This is a genomic window from Nocardia sp. NPDC049190 (assembly GCF_040648115.1).
GTDB lineage: Bacteria > Actinomycetota > Actinomycetes > Mycobacteriales > Mycobacteriaceae > Nocardia.
This window is the reverse complement of record NZ_JBEZDE010000022.1, coordinates 92919-115222: the sequence shown is the minus strand read 5'-3', so window position 1 is coordinate 115222 and position 22304 is coordinate 92919. Positions and strand designations below refer to the sequence as shown.

The 22304-nt window shown below is 65.6% G+C and carries 24 protein-coding genes and 1 pseudogene; 12 read left to right on the top strand and 13 right to left on the bottom strand.

The window, feature by feature from the left end; all coding sequences use genetic code 11:
* The first annotated feature begins 145 nt into the window (after positions 1-145).
* The 9 genes and pseudogenes from AB0B25_RS20190 to AB0B25_RS20150 all read left to right on the top strand — a co-directional run bounded on the left by AB0B25_RS20190 (position 146) and on the right by AB0B25_RS20150 (position 7138).
* Entirely contained in the window at positions 146-1396 is a 1251-nt protein-coding gene (locus AB0B25_RS20190) for a transposase (protein WP_357181488.1), read from the top strand.
* 150 nt (positions 1397-1546) lie between these two features.
* Entirely contained in the window at positions 1547-1891 is a 345-nt protein-coding gene (locus AB0B25_RS20185) for a metalloregulator ArsR/SmtB family transcription factor (protein WP_357181486.1), read from the top strand.
* Positions 1891-2394, top strand: a complete 504-nt coding sequence (locus AB0B25_RS20180) for an SRPBCC family protein (protein WP_357181483.1) — start codon at positions 1891-1893, stop codon at positions 2392-2394. Before AB0B25_RS20185 ends, AB0B25_RS20180 begins: the two co-directional genes overlap by 1 nt.
* Before the next feature lie 48 nt (positions 2395-2442).
* Entirely contained in the window at positions 2443-3003 is a 561-nt protein-coding gene (locus AB0B25_RS20175) for a dihydrofolate reductase family protein (RefSeq protein ID WP_357181481.1), read from the top strand.
* The gene (locus AB0B25_RS20170; protein WP_357181478.1) at positions 2996-3427 is read left to right on the top strand and encodes a nitroreductase family deazaflavin-dependent oxidoreductase; all 432 of its coding nucleotides are present in this window, start codon (positions 2996-2998) and stop codon (positions 3425-3427) included. Before AB0B25_RS20175 ends, AB0B25_RS20170 begins: the two co-directional genes overlap by 8 nt.
* A 319-nt stretch (positions 3428-3746) precedes the next feature.
* Positions 3747-4034 (top strand): annotated as a pseudogene (locus AB0B25_RS20165) (L-asparagine permease); the annotation flags it as partial.
* A 122-nt stretch (positions 4035-4156) separates the two neighbouring features.
* On the top strand, positions 4157-5095 hold the full coding sequence (locus AB0B25_RS20160) for an NUDIX domain-containing protein (RefSeq protein WP_357181475.1): 939 nt from the start codon (positions 4157-4159) through the stop codon (positions 5093-5095).
* Positions 5096-5676: 581 nt separating this feature from the next.
* Positions 5677-6222, top strand: coding sequence for a GNAT family N-acetyltransferase (locus AB0B25_RS20155; protein WP_357181472.1), 546 nt, complete (start codon positions 5677-5679; stop codon positions 6220-6222).
* 113 nt (positions 6223-6335) lie between these two features.
* A protein-coding gene (locus AB0B25_RS20150; protein WP_357181469.1) for an IS5 family transposase occupies positions 6336-7138 on the top strand; the annotation gives its coding sequence in 2 pieces (ribosomal slippage) (positions 6336-6672 and positions 6672-7138; 804 coding nt in all).
* Between the two features lie 429 nt (positions 7139-7567).
* Here the strand turns inward: AB0B25_RS20150 and recX are convergent.
* From recX to AB0B25_RS20130, 4 genes are all read right to left on the bottom strand, one after another.
* Positions 7568-8152: a recombination regulator RecX gene (recX, locus tag AB0B25_RS20145; protein ID WP_357181537.1), complete on the bottom strand. Its 585-nt coding sequence runs from the start codon at positions 8150-8152 to the stop codon at positions 7568-7570.
* A 271-nt stretch (positions 8153-8423) separates the two neighbouring features.
* Positions 8424-9470, bottom strand: a complete 1047-nt coding sequence (gene recA / locus AB0B25_RS20140) for a recombinase RecA (protein WP_357181467.1) — start codon at positions 9468-9470, stop codon at positions 8424-8426.
* A gap of 354 nt (positions 9471-9824) precedes the next feature.
* Positions 9825-10700, bottom strand: a complete 876-nt coding sequence (locus AB0B25_RS20135) for a pyridoxamine 5'-phosphate oxidase family protein (RefSeq protein ID WP_357181464.1) — start codon at positions 10698-10700, stop codon at positions 9825-9827.
* Positions 10701-10744: 44 nt separating this feature from the next.
* Positions 10745-11206 (bottom strand): VOC family protein, encoded by a 462-nt coding sequence (locus tag AB0B25_RS20130; RefSeq protein WP_357181462.1) that lies wholly within the window; start codon positions 11204-11206, stop codon positions 10745-10747.
* A 156-nt stretch (positions 11207-11362) separates the two neighbouring features.
* On the opposite strand from AB0B25_RS20130, the gene AB0B25_RS20125 reads away from it, so the two are divergent.
* Entirely contained in the window at positions 11363-11878 is a 516-nt protein-coding gene (locus AB0B25_RS20125; RefSeq protein ID WP_357181460.1) for a CGNR zinc finger domain-containing protein, read from the top strand.
* 3 nt (positions 11879-11881) lie between these two features.
* On the opposite strand, the gene AB0B25_RS20120 is transcribed toward AB0B25_RS20125, so the two are convergent.
* From AB0B25_RS20120 to AB0B25_RS20100, 5 genes are all read right to left on the bottom strand, one after another.
* Positions 11882-13120 carry a phosphotransferase gene (locus tag AB0B25_RS20120; protein WP_357181457.1) on the bottom strand — a complete coding sequence of 413 codons (1239 nt, stop codon included), beginning with the start codon at positions 13118-13120 and terminating at the stop codon, positions 11882-11884.
* Positions 13117-13311 carry a DUF3046 domain-containing protein gene (locus AB0B25_RS20115; protein WP_357181534.1) on the bottom strand — a complete coding sequence of 65 codons (195 nt, stop codon included), beginning with the start codon at positions 13309-13311 and terminating at the stop codon, positions 13117-13119. The genes AB0B25_RS20120 and AB0B25_RS20115 overlap by 4 nt, the downstream gene beginning before the upstream one ends.
* 51 nt (positions 13312-13362) lie before the next feature.
* A complete protein-coding gene (locus AB0B25_RS20110; protein WP_357181454.1) occupies positions 13363-14520 on the bottom strand; it encodes a nucleotide disphospho-sugar-binding domain-containing protein in 1158 nt (385 codons plus the stop codon).
* Between the two features lie 176 nt (positions 14521-14696).
* The gene (locus AB0B25_RS20105; protein WP_357181451.1) at positions 14697-15407 is read right to left on the bottom strand and encodes a PIG-L family deacetylase; all 711 of its coding nucleotides are present in this window, start codon (positions 15405-15407) and stop codon (positions 14697-14699) included.
* Between the two features lie 77 nt (positions 15408-15484).
* The gene (locus tag AB0B25_RS20100; RefSeq protein WP_357181540.1) at positions 15485-15697 is read right to left on the bottom strand and encodes a hypothetical protein; all 213 of its coding nucleotides are present in this window, start codon (positions 15695-15697) and stop codon (positions 15485-15487) included.
* A 793-nt stretch (positions 15698-16490) separates the two neighbouring features.
* Here AB0B25_RS20100 and AB0B25_RS20095 point away from each other — a divergent pair.
* A complete protein-coding gene (locus AB0B25_RS20095) occupies positions 16491-17378 on the top strand; it encodes an SAM-dependent methyltransferase (protein WP_357181448.1) in 888 nt (295 codons plus the stop codon).
* Between the two features lie 40 nt (positions 17379-17418).
* Positions 17419-18087 carry a L,D-transpeptidase family protein gene (locus AB0B25_RS20090; protein WP_357181445.1) on the top strand — a complete coding sequence of 223 codons (669 nt, stop codon included), beginning with the start codon at positions 17419-17421 and terminating at the stop codon, positions 18085-18087.
* 141 nt (positions 18088-18228) lie between these two features.
* Here AB0B25_RS20090 and AB0B25_RS20085 read toward each other — a convergent pair whose 3' ends face one another.
* From AB0B25_RS20085 to AB0B25_RS20070, 4 genes are all read right to left on the bottom strand, one after another.
* A complete protein-coding gene (locus AB0B25_RS20085) occupies positions 18229-19269 on the bottom strand; it encodes an NADP-dependent oxidoreductase (RefSeq protein ID WP_357181442.1) in 1041 nt (346 codons plus the stop codon).
* 200 nt (positions 19270-19469) lie between these two features.
* Positions 19470-20267 carry a DUF2382 domain-containing protein gene (locus AB0B25_RS20080; protein WP_357181439.1) on the bottom strand — a complete coding sequence of 266 codons (798 nt, stop codon included), beginning with the start codon at positions 20265-20267 and terminating at the stop codon, positions 19470-19472.
* Between the two features lie 75 nt (positions 20268-20342).
* The gene (locus AB0B25_RS20075; RefSeq protein ID WP_357181436.1) at positions 20343-20510 is read right to left on the bottom strand and encodes a hypothetical protein; all 168 of its coding nucleotides are present in this window, start codon (positions 20508-20510) and stop codon (positions 20343-20345) included.
* Between the two features lie 214 nt (positions 20511-20724).
* Entirely contained in the window at positions 20725-22287 is a 1563-nt protein-coding gene (locus AB0B25_RS20070; RefSeq protein WP_357181433.1) for a phosphatase PAP2 family protein, read from the bottom strand.
* Between the last annotated feature and the right edge of the window lie 17 nt (positions 22288-22304).

Genomic DNA, 22304 nt, shown 5'->3' with positions numbered 1-22304 from the left:
GGCATCGTCCGCGAAATCCAACGCGCACTGGCTATCTGGATCGGTACCTGCCCACTCTGCCACCACACCTTCCCAACCTAACAAAGTACTACTAGGTGCTGCGCGTTCTCGCCGAGGTCTCGGACCTGCGGAAACACTCGATCTGATGGAGGTTGGATTGAACCGGCACTGCGGAATCGACTGGGCCGAAGGCCATCACGACATCGCGATCGTCGACAGCGACGGAAAACTCGTGTCCAAGAAGCGCATCGACGACAACCCCCAGCGGACTCGCCGAACTTACCGCCTACTCGCCGCGGCCGGCGACAGCGCCGAGAACCCGATCCCGGTCGCGATCGAAACCCCGCGCGGACTGCTGGTCGCCGCACTGCGCGCCACCGGTCGCCCGGTCTACTCGATCAACCCGATGGTCGTGGCCCGCTACCGCGAACGACACTCCATGGCGCGAGCGAAATCCGATCACGTCGATGCCATGACGCTGGCCGACATCATCCGCGTCGACGGCGAATACCACCCGCCTGCCCGCCGACAGCGAACTCGTCCAAGCGATCGCGGCGCTGGCACGCGCCCAGCGGGACGCGTCTGGCGGCGCGCCAAGGCCAGCAACGAACTGCGCTCGCTGCTGCGCGAGTACTACCCAGCATTCCTGGGCACGTTCGCCGGGAAGTCGGCCACCAACCTCGCCCGGATCAAAGCCCGCGCCGTCCTCGCGCTCGCCCCTACTCCCCCAGAAGCGGCCAAACTCACCAAGACCCGGATCGCGGCCGCTCTGCGCCGGGCCGGCCGCAAGCGCAGCGTTGATGCTGTTGCCGCCGAGATCGCCGAAGGCCTGCGCATCCCGCCAGCTGCGGCAACCGCACCTGGCGGAGAAGGCGATGGGCCGGCAGGCCCTCGCCCTGCGCGCAATTCTCGACGCCGCCTGCGCCGGTGCCGACGACCTCGCGCAGGCCGCGGCCGAGGAGTTCCGCAAGCATCCCTATCCGATCGTCACCAGCTTTCCTGGGTTGGCCGACCTCACAGGCGCTCGGTCGTCGCCGAAATCGGTGACGACCGATCCAGATTCGCCAATGACCGAGCCTTGAAGGCCTACGCCGGATCCGCGCCCGTCACTCGCGCCCCAGGCAACGATCGCCATCACCCACCAGCGCCTCAAAAACGACCGCCTGGCCGACGCCGGCTGGGCCTGGGCCTTCTCCGCCACCGGCAACCAGGACCCGGCCCGCGAGCACTACCAGAAACGCCGCGCCGCCGGCGACCGGCACGCACCCGCGTGCGGCACCTGTTCAACAAGATGCTCGGCCAGCTCCACCACTGCCTCCAATCCGGTCAGCCCTTCGACCCGGTGAAGGCATTCGGCCCGGTCCCCGACACACCGCCGACACGCACAGCAGCTTGACTCTTACGAGCATCGGAGGTCTTCCGGCCCTGATCAGGGCCACAAGGGCTCTAAACCGAGGTGATCATTCGTCAGGCAGGCCATGTGCAGCGGAACATTCGACACCCAACTGATTTGACAATCGTTTGACGTTCGGCGATATTCAACCTTGTGGTTGAGAATTCGTCGGAACGGCTGGACTCGATCTTCCACGCGTTGTCCGATCCGACTCGCCGAGCGATGCTGAGCCGCCTCGCGGGTGGGGAGCGTTCGGTGGGGGAGCTGGCGGCGCCGTTCTCGATGTCGCTGGCAGCGGCGTCCAAGCACATCAAAGTGCTCGAACGCGCGGGCATGGTGCGGCGGTTCGTCCATGGGCGCACGCATACCTGCGTGCTGGATGCGGCACCACTGCGCGACGGTGTTGCCTGGATGCGCTATTACGAGCAGTTCTGGAATGAGCGGATGGACGCACTCGAAGCGGCCCTCGAAGCCGACGACCTCGAAAAGGAAGAGTAATGAGCGAATACTGCACTCTGGTCTCCCCGGATACGATTCGTATCGAACGTGAAGTGCGTGGCCCGATCGAGCGGGTCTGGGCATTTCTGACCGAGCCGGACAGACGCAAGACCTGGCTGGCGGCGGGCGGCGTCGAGCCGCGAGTCGGCGGCGCGGTGGAACATGTGTTCCGCAATGCGGAACTCACCGGCCCCCCGCGCGGCACGGTCGATGAACACCTGATCGAGGGCACGGTATTGGCGTGGGAGCCACCGCGATTGCTGTCCTACACCTGGGACGACGGTTCCGATGTCACGTTCGAGTTGACCCCGGTCGGCGACCGGGTCCGGCTCGTGGTCACCCACCGCCGCATCGCCGACCGTGACGGCCTCGTCTACTACGGCGCAGGCTGGCATGCGCATCTGAACCTGCTCGTCGACCGACTGGCCGACCGCACACCGCCGCACTTCGACGACGTCATGACCGATCTGCGTGTCGAATACGCCGCGCGAATCGGCAGTTGAACCGAAACATATTGAGAGAGAATAAGAATGCGCAGAATTATCGCAGCCATGAAGATCTCGGTCGACGGGAAATCCGAGGGCTCGCAGGGATACGCGGACTGGGTGGACGGCTGGTCGGACGACTACGACCTGACACCACAAGTGGACGCGTGCGTGCTCGGCGGCCGGATGTACCCCGGATACGAGCAGTACTGGACCACGATCCAGAACCAGCCCGATGCAGTCCATCCGCAGAGCGGCAGCGTGCCCACGCCCGGAGAGATCGAATGGGCGCAGGTCGCTGGCCGGACCACGCATTATGTGGTGTCGAGCACCCTGACCTCGGCCACATGGCCGAACACGAAATTCCTGCGCGGCCTGGACGAGCTCGCGGCGCTCAAGTTGGACCGCGGCAAAGACATCTACCTGATGGGTGGGGCCGCCCTCACGGCCAGTGCCATCGACGCCGGGCTCGTGGACGAACTGCGGCTGATCGTTTACCCGCTGATCGCCGGTCAAGGCACGGGGCTCTTCACGACGTCGGAAAAACGTCGCGCGGCCGAACTGCGCAATGTCGAGCAACTACCGGACGGCCGCCTCGGCCTTGTTTATGAGATCAGCCGTGACTGACTTCGATCGCCGGACCGTCGAGGCGTTTCGCGCGAACCGCGGACGGGTCGGCGGGGTATTGGCAGGCACCCCGCTGATCCTGATCCACCATATCGGTGCCAAATCCGGGATCGAGCGCGTCACACCGCTCGCTTACTACGCCCAAAACGACGGCGCCTTCGCGATCGTCGCGTCCAATGGCGGATCGCCGACACACCCGATGTGGTACCACAACCTCGAGGCCAATCCGACGATCACAGTCGAGGTGGGTATCGAGAGGTTCCCCGCGCGGGCCGAGGAGTTGAGAGGCACCGCACGCGCAGAACTCTGGGCGAAGCTTCTCGCCGAATCTGCCGATCTCACCAAATATCAGGGCAGGACCGAGCGAGTGATCCCGCTGTTGCTCCTGCGGCGGCTCGGCCCGAGTTGCGCAGAGCGGCAGTGAGTCCCGTCCATGGTCAGCAGGCCGCCGCACGACCAGCTCGACCTCGGCTTCTTCGCCGGGTCGATAAGGATGCAGACGACATGGCTGCCGCTGAGGTACAAGCAGCGGTCCATAACACCGTCATCCCGGTAGCGCTCGTTTCCACCTGATTTCAGCGAGCCGTAATGCCATCCTATCCTCTCTTACGATCAGGCGTTCGATCAAAAATCCTTCCCGCGAAACCCATTGAATCACGAGCACGTTGGATAGAAGTTTGTCATTTGCTGTTCTGATAATCGCGCGAAAGCCTAACTCGTAACCATATCTCGTCGCATCCGATATGCGCATATGGAAGCCACTGTGCGAGCGGAGGACGGGGTATCGCAAAGCCATTACGCCGCGGCAACTGCAGATGATCGCGATCGGTGTGCCATTGGTACCGGCTTGTTCCATGGTACCGGGAGAGCGGGCTAGCAGCCGCGGGCCCGGGACTGTTTCTCGTGAACGGGGTTTGTGAAGAATTGTCTTCTTTATTCTACGGGGGCCCTCGTCAGGGTCATTCGTATCTTACGATCGTAAATTCCACGACGAGAAGTTCGCCTACGTGGTGGAATGGATCTATTTCCTTCGACGGCTCTCCCATGCGTCTTCCAGGCAGGCTTCGACATGGTCTTCAGTAGGGCAGTGGGCAATGCGTGGAGGAGATTCCGTGATCATCTGTCAGGAAGGATCACGGAAGTTTGTGAGGCCGTGACGGGCAAGTACCGAGATGCCGGCAGCGATCCAGCTCGGGGTGCTGCCGATACGTTCGATGCTGCCGATCATGACATTGGTGGACCATTCCGCGCGACCGGGGACCGCGAGCTTTCTGCGACACAGGAGCCCGGCCTTTCCCGAACACCAGCCCTGGGGGGCAAAAACGATCCGGTTCCGGACATGACAATCAACAAAAAGCTCCTGGAGATGGCAAGGGTAGAAAGGGGAATCGTCGATCTTCGACGAGTTCCGGTTCCTCCGGACAAGTCCTCTTGGGTCGTTGATTCTCCCGGATACAATCCTCTTTTTGTTGATGTGCCGCGGGGTAACACTCGATACCGTAAAGAAGGGGATCGTCCGGACCCCGATGATCCTCGGGAGATCGAAACTTTCTCCAGCCATGAAGTGGCGCAAGTACAGCGGGACGCGGAAGGTTACCCGTTGAACCCACGTGGTAGAACCGGTTTGCGTGGGCGCGGAATGCTGGATAAATGGGGCGCGACGCAGGCCGCCGATCCGATCATCACCAGGTTCGACGAGCGCGGTGGTCTGGAAGTTCTCCTGATCCAACGCAAAGACACCGGGGAGTGGGCCATACCTGGCGGCAAGGTGGATGCAGGTGAACTGCCATGGCAATCGGCGGTTCGAGAACTCGGTGAAGAAGCCGGTGTAGAGGGTGTCCAGATCGATGCTTCACGAGTCCGGAATGTTTACCAAGGCTATGTGGATGACACCCGAAACACGGATAACGCGTGGATGGAAACCACAGCCTTTCACTATCATCTGAACCCCAGCGAAGCCACCGAAATCCGGATCCAGGCCGGAAGTGACGCGGCACAAGCACGGTGGGTGAAAGTAGACGATCAACTCTACTCGAACCTGTTCGCCAGCCATGGGGAATATGTACGTTCGGCAGTTGCGGGGCTGCGATAGCGCTCGCCGAGAGGAGACCAGGTTGTTTCTTGAATCCGGCGGGTGGCAGCGGCCAGATCATCGCTTTTATCTCTTCGCTGAACCGGCGCGATAAGGATCGAGGCCGCCCAAGCTCCTTGGCGCGGTCAACAGCCTGCAGCTGGTTGCCCTCGTCCACACCGGGCGCCATCATTCACAAAGGCAAACTGTCGAAAGTCCCGCCGACATCACCCCCATCCCAGTCGACCGAGGCAAACGAAACCGGGGTCGCCCAACCAGCATTCTCCACAGCGAAATCGGTCCGTGTCAACAAAACCGAGTTGTCATTGGAAAACAGAGCTATCCAGCTACTCAGACAAATTCAAACGGCTCTAACCGATATGTTGACTCGGGAAGCGAAGGCTGACGCCGAATCCGTCAAGGGTCTCAGCGCGGCAGTCAGACAGGTGGCAAAGATCTACGTCGAAGCCGATATTCGGGCCGTGGACCTGATCGCCGAGATCACAGGGCGCGGATCAGCGCGGCCGACGCTCCCAACCGGTGCATCTTCTCGGTCCGCGATCGGTGATGTCCCCGATCGACTGCCAGCGGAATATCTCGATATGAGCCTGGACGGCGCCGGACCCGCAATCGTCGGACCCGCGCACACGACCGACGGCCCCGGGATCGCGCGTGCACATGTGCTGGCAACACGCGTCGCCTACCACGATCTCCCTGGAGCTGCACAGCACCTCGACGACTTCCTGCTGGGCGACCTGGGCCCGCGGAGGATCGCGGAGTGGTCCCAACTGGCCGCGTCGGGCGAGCCGGGACTGTTGGTAGCGCGCACCGCCGACAATACGGTCGCGGGATTCAGCTGGGTCTCGATACGCGACGACGGCGCCGGAGTGGTGAATGCTTGGTATGTGCATCCGAATTGGCATGGCACCGGAGTCGGCCGAGACCTGATGCGAGCGGCACTCATCCGGCTGGGAAACGTCGACGTCTACAGCCAAACCACCGTGGGGACCGCAGCGATCGAACGCTATCAGCGGTACGGATTCGAAAAGTTCGGGGAGTTGGGAGATACGCCGCCCCCGCTACGGGACGCCGGGCTGCACGCGCCCCAGGTCGGGTTGAAACGCTCCTCAGGACCGGCCAGACAGTAACGCACGCGGCCGCTGCCAACTCTCCTCCATCTACAAGTTACTGTAAGAGCTCAGTTCAGCATGAGTCGGCGTGTCGGTTTAATCTGCTGCGCAATGTCTTTGAGACTCTTGCTGTGGTTGATGCGGTAGTGACCGATTCGTTGCGGGCGAGGCTGGAGCCTTTGATTCCGATGCGACAGAGACGCTTTCGGCATCCGGGCCGTCGACGGACCGGCGGCCGGGCGACGTTGGAAGGCATCCTGTTCGTGGCCCGCACCGGCATCGGTTGGAACCAGCTGCCGACCGGACTGTTCGGAGCCTCCGGCGCGACCTGCTGGCGGCGGCTGGCCGAATGGCACGAAGCCGGGGTGTCGCAGCGGCTGCACGAACAAGTGCTGAGCGAGCTGCGCGCTGTCGGGTGCCTGGAACTGCCGAACGCCCTGGTCGACTCCTCGCATCTGCGGGCTCTCAAAGGGGGGACCATATCGGCCCGAGCCCGGTCGACCGCGGCAAGCTCGGCTCCAAGCACCATCTGATCACCGATGCTGCCGGAACACCCCTGGCGGTCATACTCACTGGTGGCAACCGCAACGACGTCACCCAGCTGATCCCGCTGCTAGGTGCCTTGCCCGTCATCGGTGGCCGGGTCGGCCGCCCCTGGCGGCGTCCCCGACGGCTCTACGCCGCCCGCGGCTACGACCACGACAAGTACCGCAAACTGGTCCGCGCTCGCGGCATCACACCAGTCATCGCCCGCCGCAGCACCGCCCATGGCTCCGGTCTGGGTACCGTCCGTTGGCCGGTAGAACGGACCTTCGCATGGCTGCACGCTTTCAAACGCCTACGAACACGCTACGAACGCCGAGCCGACATCCATCAGGCCCTACTCAGCCTCGTCTGTTCGGTCATATGCCTCCGCAAACTCATTCTGAACTGAGTTCTTATCCCAAGGTCGGATAAACCCAGGTTTCGATGTCGTCTTCAACATTTCGTCGCTTCAACAGCGAACCCCCGGAAGGGCTTTCAGCGCAACGCCTTCCTGATCCCCACCTGACGCCTCCAGCGGACGCTTTTTCCCTCATCGCTCACCACGACAGTCTTCAGCTAACGCAGCAGAGGGTGGTTTTGCGCCTCCCCCGTGCAGGGCGACACCGGAGGGTCGAGAATCCTCCATCTCTCACGCAGCACCGCTTCAAGAAGCTCCTCCTACACCTCCAGCTCCTCTCCACGTTCGTGACGCACTATCCGTTGTTTTCGGCGATTACTACCGGAACCCCCAAGTGCAGGAAGGAATCCGACGACCGGCCGGTCATTGCGTCTGCCGCACGCAAGAACCGCGACAACGCCCTGGGCCGCTGGTGATTCGCTAGTCGAGCGGCTCCCCGAAGTCCGCTTCGATGGCGCCGTAATCGGCCAGTTCAGCCCGGACCACCCGATACGCCGTGGACTGCGTGAAGCCGCGGCGGGCGAGCATACCGACGAGTCGGCGGATCGTCTTGTCACGGTCCAGGTCTCGGGTCCCGGAACGCAGTTTTCGGCGGACCAGCTCGGCGGCGCGGACTTCCTCGTCATCGTCGGTGATGGCGGCCAAGGCGGACGCGGCATCGGACTGCGCAACGCCTTTGCGGCGAAGTTCCTGCGCGAGTGCCTGTTTTCCTCTGCCGGAGACGGTATGGCGGGAATTCACCCATTGTTCGGCGAACGCAGCGTCGTCGATGAGACGTACGTCGGCGAGGCGATCCAGTGCTTGTTCGCTCACCTCGGGCGAGTACCCTTTCGCCGCCAAGCGCTGAGCAAGCTCGGCGCGGCTGCGCGCGCGAACGGCAAGCAGTCGAAGACAGGCCTCCTTCGCCTGCTCGACTGTCCCGCCTTCAGATCCGGCCGCCACCTGATCGACCCGTCTTCCGTCGGACTCTTCGGAGTCAGCAAACGGAGATTCCGAACGCCGCATCGCGTTTCGACGGCCATGTCGGGACCCGGTCGAACGCGCCCGCTGCGGATCGGGCGCGTTCGACCGGGTTCCCATGGTGTCCGGCCCGGCCGAACTATCTGCGGCCGGCCGAACTCGTTCCTGCTCCTGTTCGCCGGGCCGGGCGGCGGCCGACCGGCGGGAGGCGGACAGGAGATCTTCCAATCGGCGCCGCATCTCGTCGACCGGGTCGGACCGTAACTCCTGCGGCCCGGTCCGGCGTGGCCCGGGCATGCGCCGGCCGGTCATCGGCTCAGAAATCGGCGGGCACCTCGGTGGCGGCCTGATCCGCGGTCAGGTCGGCGCCGATGCCGAGCTTCTCCTTGATCTTCTTCTCGATCTCGTCGCGCACGTCGATGTTCTCCAGCAGGAACTTGCGGGCGTTCTCCTTGCCCTGGCCGAGCTGGTCACCCTCATAGGTGTACCAGGAGCCGGACTTGCGGATGAAGCCGTGCTCGACGCCCATGTCGATGAGCGAGCCTTCCTTGGAGATACCCTGCCCGTAGAGGATGTCGAACTCGGCCTGCTTGAACGGCGGCGAAACCTTGTTCTTCACGACCTTCACCCGGGTACGGTTACCGACCGCGTCGCTGCCGTCCTTGAGCGTTTCGATGCGGCGCACGTCCAGGCGCACCGACGCGTAGAACTTCAAAGCCTTACCACCCGTGGTAGTTTCCGGCGAACCGAACATCACGCCGATCTTCTCGCGCAGCTGGTTGATGAAGATCGCGGTGGTGCCCGAGTTGTTCAGCGCACTGGTCATCTTGCGCAGCGCCTGACTCATCAGACGGGCCTGCAGGCCGACGTGGCTGTCGCCCATTTCGCCCTCGATTTCAGCGCGCGGCACCAGCGCGGCCACCGAGTCGATGACGATGATGTCGATGGCGCCGGAGCGCACCAGCATGTCGGCGATCTCCAGTGCCTGCTCACCGGTGTCGGGCTGGGAGACGAGCAGCGCGTCGGTATCGACACCCAGCTTGCGGGCATAATCCGGGTCGAGCGCATGCTCGGCGTCGATGAACGCCGCCACGCCACCCGCAGCCTGCGCGTTGGCTACCGCATGCAGCGCCACAGTGGTCTTACCCGAGGATTCCGGACCATAGATCTCCACGACGCGACCGCGGGGCAAGCCACCGATGCCCAGCGCCACGTCCAGCGCGATGGAGCCGGTGGGGATCACCGAGATGGGCTGGCGGGCTTCCTCGCCGAGGCGCATGACCGCGCCCTTGCCGAAGCTCTTCTCCACCTGGGCCAGCGCGAGTTCGAGCGCCTTGTCGCGGTCGTACGCCTGTGGTGCCATGGTCCTGATCCCCTTTTCGACGGGTAGGTCTCGTTCTGTGGTTGGCGCCTACAGTAGAGGGCGGCACCGACAAGTTCTGGCGTCAAGGGTAGACGAACAGATGTTCGAGTCAAGCGACGCGCCCGGCGCCGCACGAGCGGGCTTCACGGTTCTTCGGCAAACACCGCGCGATCAGCGCACCAGCGCGATCCGATCGGAATCCAGCAGCATCCACGCCTTGTCCGATCCACGCCTTGTCCGACAAGCTCGTCGGCGCGTCGGGTCCCGCACGTACCGGCCCCCAAGGCAACGACGACCGTTCACACTCCCGGGGGACGCCCGCGGTCGGATCGCACGACTCCATTCTCGGGTGGTTCAGGGATTGGCGGGTGAGAGTTCGGCCGGCCCCCAGCGCAACGCTCCCCCGCGGCGCTCGACCACCTCGTCGACGGTGAAGTCGACGGAACACCGCGGGACGGCGCCGGGCGTCCAGACCAATTCGGCGGTGCCAGTGAGTTGGAGGGTCGCGCCGGTCGTCCAGTCCGGGACCAGAATTCCGCAGCGGGGGTTCACTTCGATATTGCCCAGAGTCATGAACATCGAGTTGCCCCGATATTCGGGCCACCGTAACCGGGTGGACGAAAGCACCTGGAGAAATCCGGGATTTCCGCCGCGGTGCGAGGCGTCGGCATTCCCATCCACATCGGCGGACGCAACGAAGAACGTGTCCGCCGCCGCGACCGCGGATTCCAGACGCGCGTCCAACTCGGCGCGATGGCGCTGGACCGGCGGTACGGCATCCGGCGCATAACTCTCGAGCTGCCTGCGCGCGATGTACTTGGGACAGTTCGAGTACACCTGATCGGCGACGATGCGCAAACCGTCGCCGGCTGGTGTCGATCTGCCGTTGACCCGCATCCGCCTGCGCTGCTGCGGTTGCAGCGCGATCATCCCGATGTGCGCAGGGAGGGCGAGGGCATCCGAGAGCGGATCCCCCAGGGCAGGCCGTGCGCCGACGGCAATGGTCGCATCGTCGAGCGCGTGCACGAATCCCGGCGGCCCGACCAGTTCGCTCGCCCACAGCCTGCTCGCCGAGTCGGCGGCGGCGATCACCACCATCGGCTGTTCGGACAGGAAGTCGGCGGCGACCGCCGGGATATCGGAACGGATCGTGCGACCGACCCGGTCGGCGATGTGCGACTGGCCCATTCTGCGCTGGACGGCGACCTCACCGGGGTGGAACGGATCCATCACGATTCTCCTTCGCTGCGCGGGCGCCTGGCGAGATCACGACCTCAGAAGAACCCACAGGTCGGCGCAGCGCCACTGGGGGAGGGCGCGGTTTCGGCGCCGCTGGGCGCATAGATCTCGAGTCGAATACCGTCGGGGTCGGTGAAGAAGATGCCACCGGAGGTCACGCCCTCGCGATGCGCTACCACGCCATCGTGGACAAAGGTGACCGACAGCTCGCGCAGCGCACGCTCGAGCGTGCGCACCTGGTCGATGCTGTCGACCTGAAACGAAAGATGGTGCAGTCCTGGCGTTTCGGTGGAAAACGCGCCGTTGCTCTGCTCCCACAGCGTGACGACGAGTTTGCCGTCCACGCCGAGGAAGGCCCAGCGCCGGTCGCCGTCGGCGCTGGCGGCCAGCTGCTCGAAACCGAGTGCCCTGCGGTAGAAATCCACCGAACGGTCCAGGTCGGAGACATTCAGGCCGATGTGCCCGGTCGCGAGCCGGGGTGTGACGACCGCGGTCATGATGTTCCTCCTCGGAATGATTCAACTGTCTAGATTCGTTTGACTAGTTAGAATCTAGCCGCAAGTCCCGAACAAAGTCAACCACTGACATCAGAATCAGCAGTTAGACAGGAGGTCGTCGCCCTGAACATCAGCGCGGACTCGGTACCCTCAGACATGCCCGATCCACGCCCTCATCTCGGTGAACCGCTGGCACTCGATCTGCTGAACACGCGATGGATCGAGCACGGACCACAGGATCTGCTCACCGATGTGGCCGGGCTGCGCATCTGGCTGGACTCGGTCGGTCTCGCCACCCGCGCACAGGCCGACGCAGCGACATTGGCAGCCGTGCGCACGGCACGCGCGGCTATTGCCGACGTGGTCACGGGCGCCTCCCACGATGGGCTCAACGACGTACTCGCACACGGTCGGATCCGACGCACACTGACCGAGTCCGGACCCGCCGATGTGGTCGATGTGCCCGAGCAGATCTGGCTACCCGGCTGGCTGGCCGCGGACAATCTACTGGGCTTGCTGCGCACAGCGCCCGATCGGATCCGCCAGTGCGCGCATCCGCAGTGTGTGCTGTTCTTCTACGACACCTCGAAAAATGGCACGCGGCGTTGGCATTCGATGGCGACCTGCGGCAACCGCACCAAGGCGGCACGGCACTACGCGAAGAAGGAATGAGGCTCAGAACAATTCGTCGAGCAGCCGATAGTACTCGAGTCGGCGATGGTCCAGCTCGGCCACGCCATAGGCGCCGCAGAAGTCCGTCACCGCGGCCTCGCCGAAGTCGGCCCGCAGATCACGCACAGCCGGCGCAAGATCCCGGTACCGATCGGCGACGCCGAGCGCGGCGACATCGAGCAGGATTTCGCCCGCCACCACGGCGGCCGGGGTGAAATCACCATGCGCCACCACCAACTCCTCGTGGACCGGGCGTTCGGCCAGCAGTCGTGCCAACATATCCGTCGGCGCCCAGCCCCGGTGGTCGTCGTCGAAACCTTCGGTGTCGACCAGACCCTCGACCACCTGGCGGCGCGCCTGGGCCAAGGCGGCGTCGAGGCGGCCGTCGAACGGACACTCTGCGATCGGAATGCTGTGCAACCGCCGCAGGATCGAGCCCATGACGGCGCCGATCGAGGTCGGCGCCGGGTCGGCACCTCGCGTGACCTGGCTCGGCACGCGCGCGTCGGCGAGCAGTAACACGTCGCCCTCGAACGCCGCCACGTCCAGCAGGCGAATCCCGCGACCTCGCAACCAATTCAGGCGCTCGCACTCGGCGAGAGCCCGCGGGCCACGCACGATCCGGTAGGTACCGACGACTGAGACGACACCGTCGCTCATACTTTCCAGCTCGTCCGACCAGATCGGTGTGTCGCCGAGCAGTGCGGCAACCGTGGGCGGCAAGGGAATCGGCAGCTCGGCCAGCGTGTCCAAGGCTGCGCGGGTGGATTCGATCTCGTCGGGGTCGCCTTCGGCGGTGCGCAGTTCCATCGCCTGAACCAGCAACGCACGCGCTTCGCGCAACTGGTTGCGTTCGGCCAGCGCCTTGCCCAGGTGCTGGACGGCAAAGGAGAGCACCTCCGGCGCGGCCGTCCGCGCGTGCTCGACAGCGCGACGGTAGAGCCGCTCGGCCGCGCGCGCGTCGCCTCGGTACCGATAGACGTCGCCCAGGTTGATCCACACGGTGATCCTGCGCTGCTCGGTGTCCACCAACTCGAGCGCACGATCGAGGTGGTCCAGCGCCAGGTCGTAGCGGCCGAGGAGCATCAACTCGATGCCGGTCTGCCGGAAACCGGTGAAATCGACGGGGTGCGCGTCCGCCACCCGAGCGGCGAGGCGTTGCGGATCGAGCGGAATCATCCGCCGTCGCTCGTCGAACCGGTGCGGCGGCCCTCCCTGATCGACCTGCTCGGTGGCGCTCACCAGCGTGACCGCGGTACGTCGAAATCCGCGCACAGCGCGCGCCACACATCCCGCGGATCGACGCCGCCCTCGATGGCATCGGCCCCGGTCCGACCGCCCAAAGCGGGGATCACATGATCGGACAGCAAGGCATCACCCCGCGCCACACCGAACTCGGTATGCAACAGTTCCTGAAACTCAGTCAACCGCACCATCCACAAGATACTCCCGGCCAGTACCGCACCAGGGATCGCCACTCGTCCTCAGGGATGCACGGTGCGGAGAGTGTGGTGGCAGACGGCCACCGGGTCGCGCAGGGAGGCAGGGGCTGCCGCATCGGCGGCGGCGGTGGCGTAACGGGGGTCGGTGAGGATCTCGTGCACCGCCGCGCGGAGCGCACGGGTGGACGGTGGACGCACGATGATCGAACTTCCTTGGCGAGCAGCGCGGTTGGCGAGTTCCCACTGATCGCCGCCGCCGGGGACGGTGACGATCGGGACACCCGCGGAGAGGGACTTCGCGAGCAGGCCGTGGCCGCCACCGCCGATGACCGCGGATGCCTGGGTGAGCAGGACGTCTTGGCGGCCCAGGCCGGCCGTTGCCCACCGAGGAAGGTCGGCCGGCGGGGTGTCCAGCATCGAGATCGCCACCCGGACACCGGTTCCGTCCAGGGCGGCCAGGACATCGTCGACCATGCCCGCGACGCCGGTATGGGCGGTCGAGGGAGCGACCATCACCAGCGGCCCGTCGCCGGGCGGAAGGTCCAGGATCGCCTCCGTCGGTTCCCACAACAGCGGGCCGACGACGTACGCGGACTCCGGCCAGTCGGGACGCGGCACTTCGAGGGCGGGCAGCGTGGCGATCAAGCGAGCCGCGGGACCCGGGTCGACGGCGGGGAGACCGACGCTCTCGCGCGCCACTCCCCGCTGGCGCCGACCGTGGCGGAGCGCGCGCGCGGTCATGGTGCGTAGTACGCCGTCCCGCGCTCGGCCGCGCAGGCCGGCGCCAGGAGCCAGTCCGCTGCCGATGGGCGGCAACGCCTTCGACGGCAGATACAGCGGATGCGGAGACAGCTCCACCCACGGCACGCCGAGCCGTTCGGCGGCCATGCCGCCGCCCGCGGTCAGCACATCGGAAACCACCAACTCCGGCAGCATGGCGCTCAGGTCGGGCAGGATCTCGGTGGAAATATGCGCGGCGCGTTCGTGGATGCGCTGTCCCGCGTCGGCGTCGTCGTCGGTGGGTCGCGGCGCCAGACCTTTGAGCCTGCGCACGCCGATCCCAGCGCCGAGCGCCGCATCGAACCAGCGGGGACCGGTGAACAGGACCGGCTCGTCACCGGCCGCCAGAAACCGCAAGCACAACGCGATAGCGGGAAACGCATGCCCGGGATCAGGCCCCGCGACGACGGCTACTCGCATCCGCCTAGCCTGCCACACCTCCGCACACGCTCCGGTCATGCGTCGTGCCGGCGCGTGCCGCACCGGCAGCCGATCACCCGAACGGTCATGCGGATGTCCTCGTGGCCTCCGGTCGTCGACCATGCCACCGACCCGAAAACGAATCGGTCGATCCAGACCGTCGCGCCGCCGCCGGATCAGCCGCCGAACTGGAAAAGTTCGAAGCCGACCGCGTGATCCGCCGGAAAGCCTTCCTTGGCGCCGATAGCCATGTCGACCACCGCGCGAACTTGCTCGGCGACCGGCTCGGGGCTGAGCGCCTCGAGGTACCGGCGATGCTCGGCGAGCGAGGCAATGGCCTGCGCGCGGAAGTTCGTGACGTCGACGGCGTGCGTGGCATACGGCCCGACCACGGCGGCCCACCGCGCCGACCACGGCTTCTGGTCGGCAAGCTCGGGAAAAATCCATTCGTTGCCCGCGTCGGATACCGCGTCCAGTGCAGCGCGCCCGACCGCACGGTGATCTGCGCTGTTGACGCGCCCGGGCGCCCAGGTGTCACCGAAGTGGAACAGCACCACCATCTCCGGCTGATGCCTGCGGATCGCTGCGGCCAGATCCCGGCGCAGTTGCGGGCTCTCCTGCACGCGACCATCCGGGTAACCGAGGAACTCCACCTGCGCTACCCCCACCACCCGCGCCGCGGCGATTTCCTCTGCCTCGCGCAGCGGTCCGGCGACCGCGGGTTGCATCCCGGCGATCCCCGCTTCGCCGCTGGTCACCAGTACATAGCGAATGTCCTTGCCCTGGCCGGTCCAGCGCGCCACCGCCGCGGCGGCGCCGTATTCGATGTCGTCGGGATGCGCGACGATGACCAGGCCACGCTGCCAGTCCTCGGGAAGCTGCTGCACGGAATCATTCAAGCACTGCCGACCGAACACGGCCCCGCGCCGCCCCCGATAGGACGCTGCCCGCCCCGCGCGCCGCGCTAGAACTTGCTCACCGTGGACTTGTCCGAGCCCGACACTGCCTTGTACAGCAGGTACAACCCGGACACGATCGCGCTGATCACCAGGATCGGGAACAGCGCCTTCATCAGGGCGCCGATGATGGCGAGCGCGACCCAGACGACCGCGACGATACCAATAATCTTCCACACCATTTCGTGCCTCCCAGGCGTCTGCGTCTCCTCGTCGATCATGACAGCTGATCCTGCACAAATCACCAGGTAAGGCGGGATGTCCGGGTGAAAATCAGGGTTTACCCGCATGGTCGGCACCCACCACCGAGCGTGCACTCGTTGCTTCTGCGATCAGATATTCGGGTGTGCCTGCGACGCTGCCACCGGGAATCGGAGAACGAGGGCCGCACGGCTGTTGCACCGCGCCGAAGGGCCAGTCATTGTGAAGTGATAGGAGTTCCACCTCGCATCTATTGTCCCACTGAAGGATTGTCCCACTGAAGGATTGCAGCATATCTGCGAAGGTGTTCGGTTCACTCGGCACAACGGAACACCGACATGCCACACGTCGCCACCCGATCGGCGACATCCGCGAGGACGAGCCGAACCGGTCGACGCCGTCGAGCATGGCGCGTGCAGTTCCGCCCGAGGCGAACAGCATCCGCAGCACGCGAATTCATCCACGGCGACAGATCCGGTCAGTGGAAGACAGCCCTACCCCGCACGGCTCCGAATCCCTTTCCCGCCCATCGCTCGGCCGCACACATTCGACAGCGAGAAAGGCCACCGTGGAACAAATTACTGTCAGAGGACTCGACGCCGACAAAGGCGCCAGGGACAACAGCGGTCAGCCTCTTCGCCCCCCGAAATTCGAAGCTCTGGCTTCAGCGCGAATACCGCGCCGCGCGACTCCTGTCGCTCGACGACCACCGATCTCGACACCCCCGCCGAACTGCGCACCCACAGCGGCGAATTCGCGTAGCCCCCTCGCCACGCGGACCGCGTGATATCCATCCCACAGAGAGGTCATGCCATGCCGGATCCCGCTTTCCCTCCCCGCACCGGTGTCCGCGCACCGGTCGGCGTGGACACTACGCGGGCGAGCATCGCACGTGTATACGACGCCAGCCTCGGTGGCAAAGACAACTTCGAGATCGACCGTTGCGTCCTCACGAAGCTCCTCGAGGTCGCTCCAGGACAGGGCGCGGTGTCCCGGATGAACCGTGACTGGCTGCACCGCGTCGTTCGGTATCTGGCAGGCGAGGTCGGAATCGACCAGTTCCTCGACATCGGCGCGGGGCTGCCGACCACCACCAATACCCACGAGGTCGCACAACAGCAGAATCCCGAGGCGCGGGTGACGTACGTCGACAACGATCCGGTCTGCGACATCCACGGCCGGGCGCTGCTCGAACGCGACGAGTACACCCGGTTCGTGATGGCCGACCTGACCGAGCCGAATACATTGCTGAACCACTTGGAGGTCACCCGGAACCTCGACCTCACCCGCCCACTCGCGCTGATTCTGTGCGGAATCCTGCACCACGTCGATGATGCCCTCGACCCGGCCGGCATCACGGGCCAATACATCGACGCGCTGCCGCCCGGCTCCTATGTCGCGATCACCCACTTCTGGGACCCCGCCGATGACTCCGACGCCCACGACCTGGCCATCGAGTTGCAGCGCCGCTTCCTCGACATGGGTCTCGGCTCCGGCTGGTATCGCACCCGCGAACAGATCGCCGCCGCCTTCGGCGACCTGGACCTGGTCGAACCCGGCCTGGTCGAACTGGACGACTGGTGGCCGACCGGCCCCAGGCTCCGGCCCAGGCTCACCGAGGAGCGGCTCATGCTCGGCGGTCTCGGCTACAAACCCGAACCACGTCACCGCCGCAGGGCCCTGCGTGGCCACCGTCGATAACTGCCGCGCGCGGCGACGGCGCCGTCCTCGGACCATCACCATGGTCCTGGCGACTGTCGCGGCAGTCGGCGCCCTACTCTGTTTCGCGCTGCTACCCGAGATCGCCGGCGCCCCACCGCCGTTCGATCCGGACGCCATAGCGGGCACTCAGGTCATCTGGGTGACCGCGCCGACCGGCGCCGACCACGGGACGCTGGAGCTATGGCAGCGAAACCGGATCCGGCACTGGGTGCGCACGTTCACGGCACCGGCATGGGTCGGTGCGGAAGGGATTTCGACACAAGCCGAGGAAGGCGCCGCCTTCACACCGGAGGGCACATTCACGGTGACCGAAGGCTTCGGCCGGTTGCCCGACGTCGGTGCGACGCTTCCCTACCTGTCGGTCGACCCGTCGAACACGTGGTGGTGGGTGTCGGATCCGGAAAGTCCGCTGTACAACCAGAAATTCCGGTGCACCGAGCCGGACTGCCCGTTCGACACCGGTCTCGCCGAGAACCTCGGAAGAACCGATCCGCAATACAACTACGCCCTGGTCATCGACTACAACCGCTTCCCTGCCGTGCCGAAGCGAGGCTCGGCCTTCTTCGTCCACGTCGCAGTCGGTCGAGCAACCGCGGGGTGCGTCGCAGTCACCGATGACGTAATGCGCACTCTGCTCGCTACGCTCCACCCCTCGAGGAAGCCGGTGATCGGTCTGTACGCCACCTGAATCGGGCCGCCCCGCGATCGACCGTGCTGACCATTGCCGAGTCGGCCCGATCAGCACCATTCGTCGATCACAGCCCTCCGGCCACCGTTGCCGATTCTCGGCCGACACCGAATTCGCGTACGCGACCGGCGCCGAATTCGATCAGGACAACCCGCTGGTCGCGTCCAGGTCGCCCACCTGGACCAGTGCCTTCCCGATCTTTCCTCCGGTGAACAGCGTCGAATACGCGTCGAGCGTGTTCTCCAATCCCGGCGTCACGTCGAACGCCATCTGTAGCTTGCCCTGCTCGTACCAGGGTCGCATCCGGCGGTTGAGATCCGGGCCGCGGTGATAGAAGTCGGGTGAGAAGAACCCGGTCATGGTTAGGCGCTTCATCAGGATTTGATCGAAGCGGGCGGGGCCTGGCAACGGCTCGTTCTGGTCGTAGTGGACCAGCAGCCCACAGACGGCGACCCTGCCGAACAGAGACATGTTCGCCAGCACGCTGTCGAGCACCGCGCCGCCGACGTTGTCGAAGTACACGTCGACACCCTCCGGGCAGGTCTCGCGCAGAGCCTGCTCGAGGTCGACCGCGTTCCGGTCGATGGCCGCGTCGAACCCGAGTTCCTCGGTCAGCCACGCGCTTTTCCGCGGCGATCCGGTGATACCGACCACGCGGCAGCCGTGCTGTTTCGCGATCTGCCCGGCGAGGGCTCCGGTTACTCCGGAGGCCGCCGAGACGACGAAGGTCTCACCGGGCCTGGCGGCGCCGTACTCCAGGACGCCCAGGTAGGCGGTCCATCCGTTGGCGCCGAAAACGCCGAGATGCTGGCGCAGATCATCCAGCCGACGACTGACTCGCTCGACGTAGACCTCGTCGGGACGGGAGATCGAGAAGTCGGCCCACTGACCATAGGCGCGAACCAGGTCACCGCTCTGAAAATCAGGGTGTCGCGAAGCGACTACCGAGCCGAGCACGGTGCTGATGATCGGGGAGCCGAGCGGTGTCGGCGGTGAGTAGGAGTCCTCCCGGGGACCCATCCACATGCGGGTACCGGCGTCGAGGGAGAAGTAGATATTGCGGATGAGGACATCGCCCTCGGCAAGATCCGGTGTCTGCATGGACACCAGTTCGACCGCGTCCGCGTACTTGTTTCCCACCGGTCGGTGCGTCAGCACCCACTGTCGATTCTGCTCACCCATGACACCCTCGAATCCGCTTTGCGGAAAAAGACGCTACCCCGTCTGCTCGGCACCCGCGCCGCGGCCGATCCGTCCAGTGGAAACGACAGCGACCGGATCGGACTGGCGCCTCGTGTAAGCGGGATCCGAGCCGCGAACACCGATGGGTGCGCGTCGGCGACGCGCACCCATCGGCACCGAGTCCGCGATCCGGGGCCCGATCAGCGCGGTGGACGGTCGGGATCCTCGACCCCGTCGATACCGATGCGCTGGGTGCGCACCGCGTCGGGAATGGTGCGGCTGTGCTCGGGCTCGTCGATACCGATGTGCTGGGTGCGCACCGTGTCCGGAATGGTGCGGTTGTCTGCTGCCTCGTCGACAGCGAAACGGACCCGCTCGACCGGCACCGATTCCCTGTCCACTCGCATCCGGTCCTCGTGCGGCGTCCGGTCGGCCCCGTGCTCCCCGGACGGTGCGATACCGGCCCGGTCGGCGATAGGCGCGCGCTCATTGCGCACGTGCTCGGGTGCGATAAGGACCGGGACGGTCTCGTCCTCGGACACCATGTGGTCGCGCATCCGCGCGGAGCCGATGGTCTCCTGTTCGGCGCCGAACTCGAGGCGCGCCTGCGAGCGCATCATGTCGGTATCCGGGTGCTGGTCGGCGGCCTGGTGCGGCTGCTGCTCGTCGGCATACCACCCGGGCCGATCCGGGTCGATCTTGTAGTGGTCGAACAGCTGTTGCTCGGCCTCCGGACTGATCAGCCCGTCGCGCTCCAGGTGCGGCGCGGATTTCACCGCCGCCTTCTCCACCTGCACCTGGAGCGCTCCCACGTCCCGACGGTGCCGTGCGCCTGCCAACGGGACCAGCGAATCCTCGCGCAACAGGCCGGTGGACACCGCGACCCAGGTGGGTGATCCCGAATCATTATCGATGTAGACCCGCTTGACCTTGCCGATCTTGTCGCCGTCGGGGTCGTAGACGGCGCTACCGATGAGCGTATCCAGCATTTCAGTCATGGTTCCTCCGCGGTTCGTTCGATGCGGTGCGCAGGCCGACAGCACACGGCATTCACCGCGTGCGCCGAGAGTGCTTCAGTCGCTTGTCGATTGATCGGTCACGTCGAGCCCGGCGGCGAGGCGTCGTGCCTTTCGGGCCTGCCGCACCGGGTCCTCGGCGAGGTCACACGTGAGGTAGCGGCTGATATCCAGCCACTGCGTGTCCTGGTCGATCTGACATTTTCGGTAGGAAACATCGAACATGAGGTGCTCCTGCCCAGTAGTGAATATCCCCGGCCGAGCAGGCCAGGCCGATCAGCTACACGGTGGCAACTACCCGGCAAGGAGGCGGTCAAACATGAATCGCCTCCACCTAGAGCGGCTGATCAGGGACAAGACCGCACTTCCTACAGCAGGGCGAGGCTGACGGAATCTCGATCGCGGCGACCAGCACACTTACAGCACCGCAACAGGTGGGCTATCCGCCCGCCTCCCCTGCTCCGCGATTCCGGGATGTCGCGCGATCCGCCGAGGCCTGCTCGTTGTCCGAGCTCTTGATCAGGGTCAGCCTCGCGGGTCGGCTGTCGAAACGGAATACCGAGCCACGATGGTCCACTTCGCCGTCGGTCGCCAGCGAGACCGGCGCGTGGGCTATCCGCACGTCGAGCCGGTCGAGACGCCGGTGCACGTAGGTGGGCGAGTGCCCCAACATGCCGGCGAAGGTCGCGCAGATCAGCCGCAACCGTGACAACGGGACATCGGCGCGCAGATAGCGGACGTCGAGGGTGCCGCCGTGCAGTTCGGTGCGCGACATCGGGATCTGGTCGGTGGGGTGGTAGGTGCCGTTCCCGACGAACAGCATCCAGAGTGCGGTGCGGGTGTCATCGATGGTGACGCGCATCGGTTGGGCACGGAACAACACGCGCACCATCGCAATCCCTGCCGCGGGCCATTTTCCGATGCGCCGCTCCCACCGTTCCCGGATCCGCACGAAATCGGGGTAACCACCGAGGCTGGCGGTGTTGACGAAGACACGCCGGTCCGCGTCGTCGATTCTCACCTCGGCCACATCGACGCGTGCGGCTTCGCCCGCCGCCAGCGCGGCGAGGGTGTGACCGACCTCGTCCACCCCGACGTCCCTGGCGAAATGATTCAACGTGCCACCCGCGAAGACCGCGAGCGGCAACCGATGGCGCACCGCGTATTCCGCGACGGTGGATACCGTTCCGTCGCCACCGACCACGGCGAGCGCGACAATGTCTCCGCGACGTAGTCTTTCGTCGACCCGCGCGTCGATATCGTCGACACCGTCGATGTCGAGTACCTCCACCGCGGGAAGCCGACTACGCAGCGGCGAGAGCGTGTCGGCGCCCTCGCCGGCTCCCGACTGCGGGTTACCGATCAGCAGCACTCCCGCGCCGCCCGGAATCGGGTCGATCCATTCCGTCGGTCCGAGCATGGCGGGTCGGTCGGCCCGCACCGCCCACCACCGGCGTGTGACGAGTGCGACCGCGCCACCGAGCACCGCGCCCGCGATCACGTCCGAGGGCCAGTGCACGCCGATGTGCACCCGCGAATAGCCGACCGAGACGGCGACCGGCGCTACCAACGCTCCCGCCGCGGGCGACTCCAGCGCCAGTCCTACGGCGAATGCGGCGGCCGAAGCCGAATGCCCCGACGGGAACGACGACGATACCGGCGGCGCGACCAGCCGGCGAACGAAGGGCACGGATTCGTCGGGTGGGCGGCGGCGCGGAAACAGCGGCTTGGCGATTCCATTGGCCACGCCGCTGGCGACACTCAGCGCGAGCAGGCCACGGACCGCGCCACGCCTGGTCGAGCGATCTCCCGCGGCGAACAACACCGCGCCGAGCGCGAGCCACAGGCGATTCTTGTCTGCCGCTGTGCTCAGCCCCTTGAGCAGCCGGTCGGCCGGAGTCGGGCGAACGCGCGCGCTGCGGCCGACCAACCAGCGATCGACCCCGCCGGCGACACCAGACAGTGGGCCGCTCTCCGATCCGCGAATCAGCCGACGCCGCATGGCCGCAGCCTACCGAT

Coding starts and splice junctions, on each gene's coding strand:
- AB0B25_RS20090 (WP_357181445.1), top strand. CDS start 17,419: ATGGTCCTGGCGACTGTCGCGGCAGTCGGCGCCCTACTCTGTTTCGCG.
- AB0B25_RS20070 (WP_357181433.1), bottom strand. CDS start 22,287: ATGCGGCGTCGGCTGATTCGCGGATCGGAGAGCGGCCCACTGTCTGGT.
- AB0B25_RS20085 (WP_357181442.1), bottom strand. CDS start 19,269: ATGGGTGAGCAGAATCGACAGTGGGTGCTGACGCACCGACCGGTGGGA.
- AB0B25_RS20075 (WP_357181436.1), bottom strand. CDS start 20,510: ATGTTCGATGTTTCCTACCGAAAATGTCAGATCGACCAGGACACGCAG.
- recX (WP_357181537.1), bottom strand. CDS start 8,152: ATGCGGCGTTCGGAATCTCCGTTTGCTGACTCCGAAGAGTCCGACGGA.
- AB0B25_RS20175 (WP_357181481.1), top strand. CDS start 2,443: ATGAAGATCTCGGTCGACGGGAAATCCGAGGGCTCGCAGGGATACGCG.
- AB0B25_RS20155 (WP_357181472.1), top strand. CDS start 5,677: ATGAGCCTGGACGGCGCCGGACCCGCAATCGTCGGACCCGCGCACACG.
- AB0B25_RS20190 (WP_357181488.1), top strand. CDS start 146: ATGGAGGTTGGATTGAACCGGCACTGCGGAATCGACTGGGCCGAAGGC.
- AB0B25_RS20095 (WP_357181448.1), top strand. CDS start 16,491: ATGCCGGATCCCGCTTTCCCTCCCCGCACCGGTGTCCGCGCACCGGTC.
- AB0B25_RS20125 (WP_357181460.1), top strand. CDS start 11,363: ATGCCCGATCCACGCCCTCATCTCGGTGAACCGCTGGCACTCGATCTG.
- AB0B25_RS20100 (WP_357181540.1), bottom strand. CDS start 15,697: ATGATCGACGAGGAGACGCAGACGCCTGGGAGGCACGAAATGGTGTGG.
- AB0B25_RS20130 (WP_357181462.1), bottom strand. CDS start 11,206: ATGACCGCGGTCGTCACACCCCGGCTCGCGACCGGGCACATCGGCCTG.
- AB0B25_RS20135 (WP_357181464.1), bottom strand. CDS start 10,700: ATGGATCCGTTCCACCCCGGTGAGGTCGCCGTCCAGCGCAGAATGGGC.
- recA (WP_357181467.1), bottom strand. CDS start 9,470: ATGGCACCACAGGCGTACGACCGCGACAAGGCGCTCGAACTCGCGCTG.
- AB0B25_RS20080 (WP_357181439.1), bottom strand. CDS start 20,267: ATGACTGAAATGCTGGATACGCTCATCGGTAGCGCCGTCTACGACCCC.
- AB0B25_RS20180 (WP_357181483.1), top strand. CDS start 1,891: ATGAGCGAATACTGCACTCTGGTCTCCCCGGATACGATTCGTATCGAA.
- AB0B25_RS20110 (WP_357181454.1), bottom strand. CDS start 14,520: ATGCGAGTAGCCGTCGTCGCGGGGCCTGATCCCGGGCATGCGTTTCCC.